Annotated in this window: 11 protein-coding genes, 1 tRNA gene and 1 other RNA gene; 1 reads left to right on the top strand and 12 read right to left on the bottom strand. The window is 41.5% G+C overall.

The window, feature by feature from the left end; translation table 11 throughout:
• Positions 1-96 precede the first annotated feature (96 nt).
• The 11 genes from lepB to dnaG all read right to left on the bottom strand — a co-directional run bounded on the left by lepB (position 97) and on the right by dnaG (position 12,301).
• Positions 97-657: a signal peptidase I gene (lepB, locus tag QM870_RS02705; protein WP_021152958.1), complete on the bottom strand. Its 561-nt coding sequence runs from the start codon at positions 655-657 to the stop codon at positions 97-99.
• Positions 658-822: 165 nt separating this feature from the next.
• Positions 823-2,328 carry a pyruvate kinase gene (gene pyk, locus QM870_RS02700; RefSeq protein ID WP_013903352.1) on the bottom strand — a complete coding sequence of 502 codons (1,506 nt, stop codon included), beginning with the start codon at positions 2,326-2,328 and terminating at the stop codon, positions 823-825.
• 69 nt (positions 2,329-2,397) lie between these two features.
• Complete coding sequence (pfkA, locus tag QM870_RS02695) at positions 2,398-3,411, bottom strand: 6-phosphofructokinase (protein ID WP_021152956.1); 1,014 nt, start codon at positions 3,409-3,411, stop codon at positions 2,398-2,400.
• 84 nt (positions 3,412-3,495) lie between these two features.
• Positions 3,496-6,597, bottom strand: coding sequence for a DNA polymerase III subunit alpha (locus tag QM870_RS02690; protein WP_414368493.1), 3,102 nt, complete (start codon positions 6,595-6,597; stop codon positions 3,496-3,498).
• 83 nt (positions 6,598-6,680) lie between these two features.
• Positions 6,681-6,768: transfer RNA gene (locus tag QM870_RS02685), tRNA-Ser, on the bottom strand.
• A 10-nt stretch (positions 6,769-6,778) separates the two neighbouring features.
• Positions 6,779-7,127: a transfer-messenger RNA gene (gene ssrA, locus QM870_RS02680) on the bottom strand.
• A gap of 103 nt (positions 7,128-7,230) precedes the next feature.
• Positions 7,231-8,025 carry a hypothetical protein gene (locus QM870_RS02675; RefSeq protein ID WP_414368490.1) on the bottom strand — a complete coding sequence of 265 codons (795 nt, stop codon included), beginning with the start codon at positions 8,023-8,025 and terminating at the stop codon, positions 7,231-7,233.
• A gap of 9 nt (positions 8,026-8,034) precedes the next feature.
• On the bottom strand, positions 8,035-8,742 hold the full coding sequence (locus QM870_RS02670; RefSeq protein WP_021152925.1) for an ABC transporter ATP-binding protein: 708 nt from the start codon (positions 8,740-8,742) through the stop codon (positions 8,035-8,037).
• A gap of 168 nt (positions 8,743-8,910) precedes the next feature.
• Positions 8,911-9,240 carry a metal-sulfur cluster assembly factor gene (locus QM870_RS02665; RefSeq protein ID WP_004220168.1) on the bottom strand — a complete coding sequence of 110 codons (330 nt, stop codon included), beginning with the start codon at positions 9,238-9,240 and terminating at the stop codon, positions 8,911-8,913.
• Between the two features lie 170 nt (positions 9,241-9,410).
• Entirely contained in the window at positions 9,411-10,520 is a 1,110-nt protein-coding gene (rpoD, locus tag QM870_RS02660) for an RNA polymerase sigma factor RpoD (RefSeq protein ID WP_003003251.1), read from the bottom strand.
• A 2-nt stretch (positions 10,521-10,522) separates the two neighbouring features.
• The gene (gene dnaG, locus QM870_RS02655; protein WP_129299531.1) at positions 10,523-12,301 is read right to left on the bottom strand and encodes a DNA primase; all 1,779 of its coding nucleotides are present in this window, start codon (positions 12,299-12,301) and stop codon (positions 10,523-10,525) included.
• Positions 12,302-12,515: 214 nt separating this feature from the next.
• Between dnaG and mscL the strand changes: the two genes are divergently transcribed.
• Positions 12,516-12,896 carry a large conductance mechanosensitive channel protein MscL gene (mscL, locus tag QM870_RS02650; protein ID WP_031573326.1) on the top strand — a complete coding sequence of 127 codons (381 nt, stop codon included), beginning with the start codon at positions 12,516-12,518 and terminating at the stop codon, positions 12,894-12,896.
• A gap of 101 nt (positions 12,897-12,997) precedes the next feature.
• On the opposite strand, the gene rpsU is transcribed toward mscL, so the two are convergent.
• Positions 12,998-13,174, bottom strand: a complete 177-nt coding sequence (gene rpsU, locus QM870_RS02645) for a 30S ribosomal protein S21 (RefSeq protein WP_000048054.1) — start codon at positions 13,172-13,174, stop codon at positions 12,998-13,000.
• Positions 13,175-13,185: the final 11 nt, after the last annotated feature.

The raw sequence follows: 13,185 nt of genomic DNA, 5'->3' as shown, positions 1-13,185 counted from the left end.
ATTCTCCTCCTAAAAAATTATTTAATGAACATCTTACCACAAAAATGGAAAAAAAACTAGTTCATTCTGATATTTATAAAAAAAATAGCCTTTTGGCTATTCTTTTACTTTTATAAATCCAAATTTATTGAGAGGATAGAGACGCAGATTCACGACTCCTTCGATCTGATTTTTATGGATATAACCAAACTCACGGCTATCTTCTGTATCCCCACGGTTATCATTTAAGACCAGATAAGTATCCGATGGTACACGACCAGCCTTGGTCCCTTTTAACTCTGATAAAAAGAAATCATCCGTATAATACCCATTACTCGTTGGAGCAGCTAGGTGTTTGTTGAGCATTTTATTCAGGTAAGGTTCTGGTGTTGCCTGTCCATTCAAATAGAGGACGTCATCTACGTAGCTGACTTCGTCGTTTTCTTTGGCAATGACACGTCCAAGGTATTCTTTTCCACCGACCTTGTATAAGACCAAATCACTGCGATCTACCTGAGCATTTCTAGTCGCTACCACAAGATCTCCAGTTTTCACAGAAGCATTGGCCATTTTATCATTGATACTAAATGGATGAAATACAAAGATTCGAAGCAAAATCAGTGCCAAAACCAGTACACCGACAATGATGACATTTCTAATTAAATCTCTCCTTGGCATGTATGTCTCCCTTCCTTTTTATTTATTATACCATGTTTTTAATCTTTAAAAAAGAGAAAGTAAGCATTAGTGAGAATTCTTGTCAACACACACCAGAAGAAAAAGAAAAACCTCGCGGTCGATCCTTTCGGACCAACCAGCAAGGCTTTAAGATCAAATTGTCTATTAACGTACTGTACGGATACGCATTGTGTTTGTACGAACAGCTTCTCCAACTGGTACACCAGCAACGATAACGATATCATCACCAGATTTAACAAGACCAGCTTCAACTGCTTTACGTTCAGCAATTTCGAACATATCATCAGTTGATGAAGGAGCATCTGTCAACATTGGGATAACACCCCAGTTCAACATCAATCCACGTTCAGTCAATTCGTCAAATGTCAATGCCAAGATATCAGCATCTGGACGGTATTTAGAGATCAAACGTGCAGTGTGACCTGTCTTAGTCAATGTTACAACCAATTTGATATCCATTGAGTTTGTAGCATCTTTAACAGCTGAAGCCATAACTTCTGTCTTAGAGTTACGTTCGAATGAAGCTGGGTTCAAACGACCATATTCTTTCAAAAGTGTTTGAGCGTTCATGTCGATTTTCGCCATTGTAGCTACAGATTCAAGTGGGTATTTACCGTTTGCAGATTCACCTGAAAGCATTGTAGCATCAGTACCATCGATAACAGCATTGAAGACGTCAGATACTTCAGAACGAGTTGCACGTGGTTTTTCAGTCATTGTTTCAAGCATGTTTGTTGCAGTGATAACAACTTTACCAGCAGCATTTACTTTAGAAGTAATCATTTTTTGGTAAACTGGAACCATTTCGAATGGTACTTCGATACCCATGTCACCACGAGCGATCATGATACCATCAGTAACTTCGATGATTTCATCCAAGTTTTCGATACCTTGTTGGTTTTCGATTTTCGCAAACAATTGAACGTGGCTGTTACCAGTTTCTTCACAGATAGCACGAACTTCTTGAACGTCTTTTGCAGTACGTACGAATGAGATCGCGATGAAGTTGATACCTTGTTCCAAACCGAAGCGGATATCGTCGTTATCGCGTTCAGCAAGTGCGGGGAAAGGAATCTTAGTGTTAGGGATGTTTACACCTTTTTGTTTAGCGATGATACCATCGTTTTCAACTTCAACAACAAATTCACGTTTTGCAGCGTCTTTTTCTACAACGCGAAGACCCAATTTACCATCATCAACCAATACTTGGTGACCAACTTCAACATCATCAAAGATGTCAAGCGCACCAGCAACGTTCAAAGCAATCACTTCACGAGTTGATTTAATACCTTGTTTTGTAGCAACGCGGATACGTTCACCAGTCTTGTATGAATATTCTTTAGCTTCGCCTTCGAACAATTCAGTACGGATTTCAGGACCTTTTGTATCAAGAAGGTAACCAACTTTTTTACCAGCGATTTCTTCTGCACGTTTAACAGTCGCCATACGTTCACCTTGTTCTTGGTGGTCACCGTGTGAGAAGTTGAAACGGAAAGTGTTAGCGCCAGCTTCGATCAATTTAGCAATGTTTTGTGCTGAAGCTTCAACGTCAAGTTTTTCAGCCCAATATCCATCTTCACCGAATTTTTTACCGCCACGGATTTCTACCGCAGGACCTAAAGTTGCAACGATTTTTACACGTTTGTTCATGATATATATGACTCCTTTTTAAATATATCTGTCTTTTTAAGACAAGGTTAACGAATTTATGAAATAAAATTAGATTGAAGACAAGCTACGGTTCAACTCGGCAAGACCAAGATCAGCTTTATGTGGATTGTTTACCACAATCTTACCATCTTCTGTCAAGCTAAAGAGGGCTCCTTCTTCTGCTTTACCAAGGATTGGGTTTTCAACCATTTTTTCATTACGGATACCAACGGCTACACCACCGATTCCTTGTTTCAACAATTTAACAGCGTGTGCTCCCATACGTGAAGCAAGAACACGGTCACGCGCAGTAGGTGAACCACCACGTTGGATGTGGCCAAGCTCAGTCACACGAAGGTCACTTTCATCACCAGCTTCTTTCAAAGCTTTACCAAATTCATCTGCAGACATCACGCCTTCAGCCAAGATGATGATGTTGTGGGTACGACCTTTTGCGTAACCTTCTTTGATGCTCTCAACAACATCTTCGATCTTGAATCCTTCTTCAGGGATGATGATTTCATCTGCACCAGATGCAATCCCTGCCCAAAGAGCGATATCTCCAGCGTTACGTCCCATCACTTCGATAACGAAAGTACGGTGGTGACTAGATGAAGTATCACGGATCTTATCGATCGCGTCCATTGCAGTTGTGACTGCCGTATCAAAACCAATTGTAAAGTCAGTTCCGACGATATCGTTGTCGATCGTACCAGGAAGACCCACAGCTGGGAATCCAAGCTCAGTCAAGCGCATCGCACCATGGTAAGAACCATCTCCACCAATAACGACAACACCTTCGATCCCGTGTTTCTTCAATTGCTCGATCCCTTTTAATTGACCTTCGCGTTGTGCGAATTCAGGGTAACGAGCTGAATGAAGGAAGGTACCACCACGGGAAATAATATCTCCAACAGATGAGGCGTCAAGGGGCTGAATTTTACCAGCAACCATTCCCGCATATCCATCATAGATACCGAAAACTTCCATTCCTTCTGAAATTGCTTGACGAACAACTGCACGGATGGCAGCGTTCATTCCAGGGGCATCTCCACCACTAGTTAAAACAGCAATACGTTTCATTTCGTTGTTTGCTCCTTTTTTTCTTTTACATTCTACGTAATTATAACACAAAGAAGACTAAAATTCTCGTATTTTTCGCAGTTTTTACCGATAAATCGTTTTCATAACGAGATTCTTTAATTCATCTTCCAATTCTTTGTTTTTCTGGACTGTATAGCCCTTCAATTGTAGAGTTTTTTTCTCGTCTTCATAGCGTAATATCACAGGATATGGGCCCGGATATTTTTTCAAGATAGAAAGAATTGTTTTATCCTGACGATGATCGAGCAACTGGATCCAGAACTTTTCATTGGTCGCTAGTTGTGCCTCTGCTAGAATCATCTGCAAGCGCCCATCACGCTCTTGTATTTTCCCTGTCAAGTAATAAAAGCCACCTTCTTTTATCAAGGAGGAAAATCGATTGTAGGTTTCAGGGAAAAGGGTCACATCCAATTTTTTCTTGGTATCACTGACTTGTAAGAAAGCCATGAGATCACCTGACTTGGTTCGAATGGTTCGAATACTTTGTACCTCAATGAGAATGCGTGCCTGCTCTCCGTATATGAGTTGAGAAATTGGTTGGATCTCGTAGGGACTCGTTTGCCCAATCGCAACCAATGGGTGAGTACTGAGCCCGACACCAATAATGGCCTCTTCCTTCTCATATTTTTCAGCCTGGCTAAAGTCCTCCGCTTCTGTCCAGGAATAGTTAGAATCTGCAAACAAACTGCCTAGCTCATCAGCAAAGACAAACAAATTCGGCAAATTGTGAAGCACCTTGCGTCTATTTTTTTCAAAAATATCAAACAATCCAAGCTCCACTAAAGGTGTTAACAGAGGTAATTTATGATACTGATTGGGGAGGCGTAAAATAAAATCTTCGACACTTTCAAAGGGACGATTATCAATGATCCAATAGGCTAAATCTCTCGGGAGTCCCTTGATATTTTTCATTCCCAAGTAAATTTTTCGATCCTGGAACTTATCTCTGTAAGGGATGGTGTTGATGGATAATGGCGCGACTTTAAAATCAAACTGGAGAGCATCTGCCAGATAATCGCTGCTCGAATAATTGAGCATGACATCAAAGAAAACATCTGGATAATGGACCTTGAAATAGGCCATCTGAAAGGCCAAGGCAGAATAGGCATAGGCATGGGAACGGTTAAACCCATAGCCTGCGAATTTTTCCATAATCGCAAAGACCTCTTTGGCTTTTTCTTCCGTATGTCCAAGTTTAAGAGCACCTGCGACAAAATCGTCTTCCATCTTGTGCATTTCAGCTGCATTTTTTTTGCCCATAGCCCGACGTAAAATATCGGCTTTTCCCAGGCTAAAACCTGCAAAACGCTGGGCAACCTGCATGACCTGCTCTTGGTAGAGCATGATCCCATAAGTGGGCCGTAAAATTTCTTCAATCGCTGGATCTAAAATCTCAACTTTTTCTTGACCGTGCTTTCTTTTGACGAAATTATCAATGTAATCACTAGCTCCTGGACGATTGAGAGAGGTGGTCGCTACCACTTCTTCGAAATGATTGGGTCTCACTCGTCTCAAGAGGCGAATGGCTCCAGCCTGTTCAAATTGGAAAATCCCCTTGGTATCCCCTGCAGCAAACAAGGCCAAGGTTCCTGGATCTTCTAAATCAATGGCTTCAATCACGATCTCTTCTTGGTACTTTTCATAGACCGCTTCCTTCATTTTCTGAACAAAGGTTAAATTTCGCAGACCCAAAAAGTCCATCTTCAACAGACCATTGGCTTCAACCGCATGAGCATCATACTGGGTGACAAACATGTCTTCTCCATACTTGAGAGGAATGTGATCCGTCAAATCCTGGTCACTCATCACAACCCCAGCCGCATGGATAGAGGTCTGCCTTGGTTGGCCTTCTATTCTTTTGGCAATTTCAAAGCCACGTTCAAATTCTGCTCGGCTATGAATCACTTGTCGAAAAGCTAGATTCTGTTCATAAGCAGTCGTCAGTGTATCCCTAAAACCAATCCGCTTGGTAATGGAGGTCAATTCGTACTCTGGTACTCCAAAACGTTTAAAGACATCTCGAATGGCTTGTTTGGCCCCAAAGGTTGAAAAGGTCACGATCTGTGCTGCATGGTAACTCCCATAACGGTCTCTCACATAGCGGATAAATTCTGGTCGATAGATATCAGGAATATCAATATCAATATCCGGCATGGTGTAGCGCTCCACATTTAAAAAGCGCTCAAAGAGGAGGTTCTTCTCCACAGGATCAATCCCTGTAATCCCTAGGGAATAGGCTACCAGTGAGCCTACAGCAGACCCACGTCCCATTCCCATATAATAGCCTTGACTCCGTCCGAAACGAAGAAGGTCCCAGACAATCAAGAAATAATCATCAAAGCCCATCTGGTGAATAATGTCTAATTCATGCTCCAGACGTTCTTGATAGACCGGACTGGTCAGGTTCTTTCGAAGGAGACCCGCTTGAGCTAATTCTCTCAGTTCCTCAACTGCTGGTTTCTGAGGATTGAAGCGAGGCAATTTCAACTGGGTATCAATGTCATATTGAATCCCTTGGACAAGTTTTTCCAGATTTGTGATAGCTTGCGGAAATCGCTCTGCAAAATCATTCTTTAAATCCTGAGGAGTTTTTAGGACTGTTGTCGGATCAATTGGTCCTGTTTCCGTCAAGCTTTGATTGTCCTTGATGGCTGCCAGCATCTGCATGGCTTCCACATCTTCCGCCTCAAAAAATCGAACGGTATGAAGAGGAATCACAGGGTGGCTAAACTCTTGGACAGGCGTATCCGCAAAAACTCCGATGAAGTAATCTAGACCAAGCGGCAAGTCTCCACTAGCAAAAGGAGCTGGGACAATGACTGCTACTCCTTCTGTTAGGTGCTTCACATCCTCCCAATTGCTCTTCCCCATCATTTTGACGGTCGACATCTTCATCAGATTCTGGTAGCCCTTCGTGGACAAGGCGATCATCCGAAACGGAATTGTTTCATTGTCTACTTCTAGTCCAACTTCTAATCCGACCAAGGGGCTGAGATTGTGGGCCTGACAGGCTTCGATAAATTCATAAGCACCATACAAATTATCTACATCCATGATTCCCAATGCGTCATACCCCATGCTTTTAGCCACGTGGACATAGTCTTTTATGGTCACAAGGCTTTCCATAAAAGTATAGACTGATTTGGTATCTAGCTGTGCAATCACTTTTTCTCCTCCCTCACTTGTCTATTTTTGGGACTCTTTTTTGTACAAAAAAACACCACTGCTACACAATGATGTCTCAACAACGGAAGACATGGGATTCGAACCCACGCACGCTTTTACACGCCTACCGCGTTTCCAACACGGCCTCTTAAGCCTCTTGAGTAATCTTCCATGAATAAAAATATGGAGCCGGTGGGAGTCGAACCCACGTCCAAACACCTGCCAGCATATTTGTCTACAACCATAGGTTATGTCTTAGTTTAACAGCTACATGACACATAACTCAAGCCCTGTACCTGCGAGTCTATCAATCTCTTATCTAACTCCTAGACCAAGCTAGATCGTATCTCGCTATAATTAAGACCTGTCATCAAACACGAGCGATTCGAATCGGGTCACGCCTGCTGGTGTTTAGGCAGCTAAAGCGTAAGAATTATTATTTTTTGCAGTTATATTTAACTGGCGTTTTACATCCGCTAGATGAGTTGCAAAATATGCCTCATAATGCCTGTCGAATCCGTAACGACCCCAAAACGAATACAATTAGTATATCAAAATGTAGCCAAAAATGCAAAAGAAAAAAATTGAACAAGAAGGCTTCCACCGGGAAGCTCCTTGTTCAATTTACTGTTCTTATTGAAGATTCAACTTGTACTTGCTGATATAGTGAATCGTGAAGTACATAGAAACAATCTTGATGACTTCATAGATAAGACCTGGGATAAAGTTAGGTCCAAAATCATCAATATTTCCATAAACCAATGCAGACCCGACAGCATATGAATCTTTTAATGGATTAACTGCTGTACCGATGATACTTAAAACAATGCACAAGAGAAAGAAAAACAGAATAGCCTTCAATCCACGACGATTTTGGAAGAGTTGGCCAAGTGCGATCGATACATAAAATAGTAAGATTCCTGAAGCTGTGGTAAAAATCCACCAAACGATAATCCAATAAGCAATAGAATGACTAAAAGCCTCAGCGATAATACTAAATACAGGAGAGAGGTCTTGTCCAATGACAGCACCCATCACAATAATTGTGATAAAACCACTCAAAAATAGAAGGAATAGGCAGTAAAGACTCGCTACTAAAGCTCCCACAAATTTAGACAAAATAATCGCATGTGGGCTAGCTGGAAGGGTCCAGGTCAAGTAACCTTCACGTCCGTATAAGTTGGAATAGAAACGACGGATAATAATATAATAGTTGCTAAGATAAAGACCAATGACTCCTCCAAAAATGAGAATCCCAAGAGTCCCCGTTATGATTTGCATACTATCGGTTTCCATATTCACAAAACCGTTTGTAGCACTTCCACCAATAACACCTGTAATCACTGACAAACCAAGTGCGATCAAAGTAATCAACAGATACCATTTACTTGTTGTCTTAAATTCGTATTTTAATAATTTACCAAACATGAAGTCCTCCTAATAAACACGGAATTGATCACGGAAGATCTCATCGATTGATTTTCCGTGTTGATTGCGCAAAACAGTCGTATTTTCATGCAAGAGGATTCTTCCTTGGTTGATGAAAATCGCTTCATCCAAAACTTGCTCAATATCCGCAATCAAGTGAGTAGAAATCAAGACAGAAGAATTTGGACGTCGGTTTTGAATAATGGTCCGCAAAATATAATCACGCGCCGCTGGGTCAACCCCACCGATTGGTTCATCAAGAACATACAAGTCAGCTTCACGACTCATCACCAAAATCAATTGTACTTTTTCCTTGTTCCCTTTTGAAAGGCTGTTCAATTTTTGATTTGGATGCAAATGCAAATCGTTGAGCAATTGGTAAGCTCGTTGGACATTAAAATCTGAATAAAAATCTTGGAAATAGCTAATAGCATCACTAATTTTTATATTTTCACTCAGATAAGTCGTATCCGGCAAATAGGAAACAACTTTTTTAGAAGCTGGGGATGGTAATTGCCCATGAATATAGATATTTCCAAGGCTTGGTTGCAATAAACCATTAATCAATTTAATGATGGTTGTTTTCCCGCTACCATTAGGCCCCAAAAGGCCAATAATACGGCCAGGTTGGATGTTCAAACTAACATCCATGAGAGCAACTTCATGCCCATAATTCTTTGTCACATGGTCCAAGTAGACCAAAGGATACTGATTCATGTAAATCTCCTTTATTTTCTATTTATGCTATTATACCTTGTCCTCTTGATGATTGCAACTTTATCTGAAAATTTGCTAAGAATTTGAAAATGGTTGTTCAAAAATACAGATGTAAACAAATCAGAGGTTAGGGAAGCCCCTAACCTCTTGTTTTCATGAATAGAATTTTTAACTAATTCCAAGTGCGATCCGTGCATAACGGCTCATCTTTTCAACCGTCCAAGCAGGGTACCAGACCAACTTCACATCCACTGATGTCACTTCTTCTACTTCTGCTAAAACATCATGAATCTGATCTGTCAGAAGATCCGCTAATGGACACCCCATGGTCGTTAGAGTCATATCAATGATGGTTGCTCCAGTTTCACCGTCAAAATGGATCTCGTAGACAAGACCTAAATTGACAATATCAATCCCAAGCTCAGGATCGATTACCTCTTCCAAAGCATTTAAGATTTTATTTTTAATTTCTTCAATTTGCTCAGTTGTATATGCCATATGACTTCCTTTTTTGCTATTTTACTCTCGATAGAATTACTTGGCTCGGGTTAAAAAGATCCGCAGGATCTGGCCACTCTCTTATTTTTGGGTGGCCGTTAAAAATGTCCCCCAGACCTTCCTCGCTTCCGAATTTCTCAGCTCGGGTTAAAAAGATCCACAGGATCTTTTTAATCCTCAATAAAATCACGCAATGGTTTGCTTCTGCTTGGGTGGCGGAGTTTGCGGAGGGCTTTGGCTTCGATCTGACGGATCCGTTCACGGGTCACGTTGAAGACTTTACCCACATCTTCCAAGGTCCGCATTTTTCCATCATCCAAACCGAAACGTAAACGAAGGACGTTTTCTTCACGGTCTGTCAGGGTATCGAGGACTTCATCTAATTGTTCACGTAGAACCACACGAGTGGTGTAGTCTACTGGATTTTCAATCACTTCATCTTCGATGAAATCTCCCAAATGGCTATCGTCTTCTTCCCCGATTGGCGTTTCCAAAGAAACAGGCTCTTGGGCAATCTTCAAGATTTCACGCACCTTATCAGGCGTCATATCCATGCGTTCAGCGATTTGTTCAGGGGTTGGGTCTTGTCCCAATTCTTGCAAGAGATTGCGTTGTTCACGAACCAACTTGTTAATGGTTTCCACCATGTGAACAGGGATCCGAATGGTCCGTGCTTGGTCTGCAATGGCACGAGTGATAGCCTGACGGATCCACCAAGTAGCATAGGTAGAGAACTTGAACCCTTTGGTGTAGTCAAACTTATCAACCGCCTTCATCAAGCCCATGTTTCCTTCTTGGATCAAGTCCAAAAATTGCATCCCACGACCAACGTAGCGTTTCGCAATGGAAACAACCAAACGAAGGTTAGCCTCAGCTAGACGTTGCTTGGCTTCCAAGTCACCTTGTTCCACCAAGATAGCCAATTCTTGTTCTTCCTCATTGGTCAAAAGTGGAACAACCCCAATTTCTTTCAAGTACATCCGTACTGGGTCATTGACCTTAGCAGAGTTGCTTCCAAGCAATTCCTCATCTGACAACTCTGGCTCTTCCTCATTGTTCAACACACGCGCACTTGGGTTGCCGTCTTTATCAGTGATCGAAATCCCTGCATCTTGAATGCGTTGCAAAAGATCTTCAATCCCATCTGCATCGAGCGTGAATGGAATAACCAATTGGTCATTAATTTCATCATCTGTTGCAGTTCCGCTTTTCTTGTGGCTGCGAATAAATTCTGCAATTTGAACGTCCAATGTTGTAATATCTTTTTGTTCTTTAGCCATTCTTACTCCATTCTTCTTTTTTGAGCGATTAAACGCTCGAGTTCCAATAAAGCTTTTTCCGCATCCCCTATTGAGGAAGCTTCCTTCACTTTATTTCCAATTTGTTGACTTTCTTTGCGAAGAAGCTCACGATTCCGCGTCGCTTCTACTTCTTCTAACTCACCATCTGCTATCTCTTCTGGTAAATCTTCTTCTAACATCCGGTACCAGGCGTGCTGGATCCCTTCAGGCTGCTCGGATAAATCCTGAGAGGTGACTTCTCCATTTTGACAGAGCAATTGATACAAGATCTGTAACTCCGGCGTGTCAAAGGCAAAATCAGGTCGCAAACGGTAATCATTGAGCACCATTGGAAAATCCTTCATCCTACTTAATAAATGATTTTCCGCCTTGATCAAGCGCGTCATCCCACGATTCGGCAAGAGCTCTACTGAAAAATTCGACGTTTTTGATCGTCCACCTTTTTGCGCTTCTTGCCGTTGATGCAAGCGACTATTATTGACAATCTGCTCAATCTGCAAGTAATCAAAGTCCGGCAATAAATCAGCCAACTTATAAATATAGGTGTTTTGCGCTGTAATGGAGCGCGTCTGGGCGATCATCGGTGCCAGCTTTTCGACAAACTCAATTTGCGCCTGCAAGTTCTCAATATACTGGGGTTTCCAGTAGTGCATCAAGAATTCAACCTTACTGATTCGAGAATTCTTCAAGAGGGTAGCAAGATCTTCTGGGGACGTCTTTTTGAGGTACTCATCAGGGTCCATCTGATCTGGGATACGGACGATCTCTAACTCCAGATCCTGCAAGACATCCAAGGCCTTAGCTGTTGCTTCAAGCCCTGCCTTATCCCCATCATAGGTCAAGATGACCTTTTTGGTAAAATGAGACAGGTGCTGGACATGCTCTGGTGTCAAGGCTGTCCCCATAGAAGCGACCGCATTTTCAATCCCAGCTCGATATGCCGCAATGACATCCATAAAGCCTTCCATGATATACATTTCATGTTGCTTTTTGGCGCTTGCCTTAGCCTGATCTAAATGATAGAGTTCATAACTTTTATTAAATAGACGGGTACTACGACTATTCTTGTACTTGGCTTGATGACTGCCATCATCCGTCATTTTCCACAGCCTACCAGAAAAGGCAATGACACGTCCACTATCATCTGTCAAGGGAAACATGATCCGATCCTGAAAAGCATCAAAAACCGTTCCAGCATCTGAGATTGTAAACAAACCCGAATCGGTAATCACTTTCTCAGAGAATTTCTCAGAGAGATTGCGATAGAGGTAATTTCCTTCTGCAGGTGCTAAACCCAATTGAAAATGTCGGATGACTTCATCCGTCAGACCACGTTCATGCAGATAGTGTCGCGCTTCTTCCCCCATCTTAGTCGTCATCAAAATCGCCTGATAAAACTTACTAGCTTCCTGATGAATCTCATAAAGTTCTTGGTTTGGATTGACAGACGCTGGTTGAGCCGGCCTTACTTGGTACTGAAGCGCAATGCCAGCTTTTTCTGCTACGATCTGGACCGCATCCATAAAGGCGACTCCACGGTAGTCCTCAATAAACTTAAAGACATCTCCAGAGCGACCACATCCGAAACAATGGTAAAACTGCTTGTCTTCAACGACATTAAAGGAAGGAGTCTTTTCACCATGAAAAGGACAGAGGCCTAAAAAGTTACGGCCCGCCTTGGTCAAAGAAACAACTTCTCCAATGACTTCAACAATGTTTACACTGTTTTTAATCTCTGCAATCAGCTCTTTATCAACCATAAACAGTGCCTCCATTTTACCATAGATTATCACTTTATATTTTATACTAAAAGTTAGTAAAAGTAAATTTTTTCCTACCGATTTCACACAGAAAAGAAAAGATTTTCAACCTTTATCACTAATTTAAAAAAATTGGGCATATTTCTTGTCAGTCACATATTTTTCCGTTATACTATCATAGTAAAAAATTATTATGAAAGGACATATATAGGATATGTTAAAAGATTTGAAAGCTTTTCTCCTTCGTGGAAACGTTGTTGACCTTGCTGTTGCAGTCGTTATCGGAGCTGCATTCGGAGCTATCGTAACATCATTTGTTAACGATATCATCACTCCACTTATTTTGAAACCAGCTTTGAAAGCTGCTCATGTTGAAAATATTGCACAATTGTCATGGAACGGTGTTGCATACGGTAGCTTCTTGAGCGCTGTGATCAACTTCCTTGTTGTTGGTACTGTTCTTTTCTTCGTAGTGAAAGCTGCTGAAAAAGCTCAAAACCTTGGTAAAAAAGAAGAAGCTGTCGAAGAAGAAGCTGCTGCTCCTACTCAAGAAGAGTTGCTTGCTGAAATCCGCGACTTGCTTGCAAACAAATAATCAGATAAAAAGATCCGATCTTCTAGCTGGAAGGTCGGTTTTTTTGTCTTTGATGGATGAGAAAAAACAAAAAACAGACCGAAGTCTGTTTCTGTATTCAATTAGAATTTTTTACGTTTACGAGCTGCTTCTGATTTACGTTTACGTTTTACAGAAGGTTTTTCATAGAATTCACGTTTGCGTGTTTCTTGAAGAGTACCAGCTTTAGTAACCGCACGTTTGAAACGACGAAGAGCATCGTCAAGAGATTCATTCTTACGTACTACTGTTTTTGACATATTTTTCACTC

The organism is Streptococcus parasanguinis (genome assembly GCF_047463195.1).
GTDB classification, from domain to species: Bacteria; Bacillota; Bacilli; order Lactobacillales; family Streptococcaceae; genus Streptococcus; species Streptococcus parasanguinis_R.
The sequence above is the reverse complement of the archived record's forward strand: the minus strand, read 5'-3'. Positions and strand labels throughout refer to the sequence as shown.

Coding starts and splice junctions, on each gene's coding strand:
- lepB (WP_021152958.1), bottom strand. CDS start 657: ATGCCAAGGAGAGATTTAATTAGAAATGTCATCATTGTCGGTGTACTG.
- QM870_RS02670 (WP_021152925.1), bottom strand. CDS start 8,742: ATGAATCAGTATCCTTTGGTCTACTTGGACCATGTGACAAAGAATTAT.
- rpsU (WP_000048054.1), bottom strand. CDS start 13,174: ATGTCAAAAACAGTAGTACGTAAGAATGAATCTCTTGACGATGCTCTT.
- dnaG (WP_129299531.1), bottom strand. CDS start 12,301: ATGGTTGATAAAGAGCTGATTGCAGAGATTAAAAACAGTGTAAACATT.
- QM870_RS02675 (WP_414368490.1), bottom strand. CDS start 8,025: ATGTTTGGTAAATTATTAAAATACGAATTTAAGACAACAAGTAAATGG.
- pyk (WP_013903352.1), bottom strand. CDS start 2,328: ATGAACAAACGTGTAAAAATCGTTGCAACTTTAGGTCCTGCGGTAGAA.
- QM870_RS02665 (WP_004220168.1), bottom strand. CDS start 9,240: ATGGCATATACAACTGAGCAAATTGAAGAAATTAAAAATAAAATCTTA.
- pfkA (WP_021152956.1), bottom strand. CDS start 3,411: ATGAAACGTATTGCTGTTTTAACTAGTGGTGGAGATGCCCCTGGAATG.
- rpoD (WP_003003251.1), bottom strand. CDS start 10,520: ATGGCTAAAGAACAAAAAGATATTACAACATTGGACGTTCAAATTGCA.
- mscL (WP_031573326.1), top strand. CDS start 12,516: ATGTTAAAAGATTTGAAAGCTTTTCTCCTTCGTGGAAACGTTGTTGAC.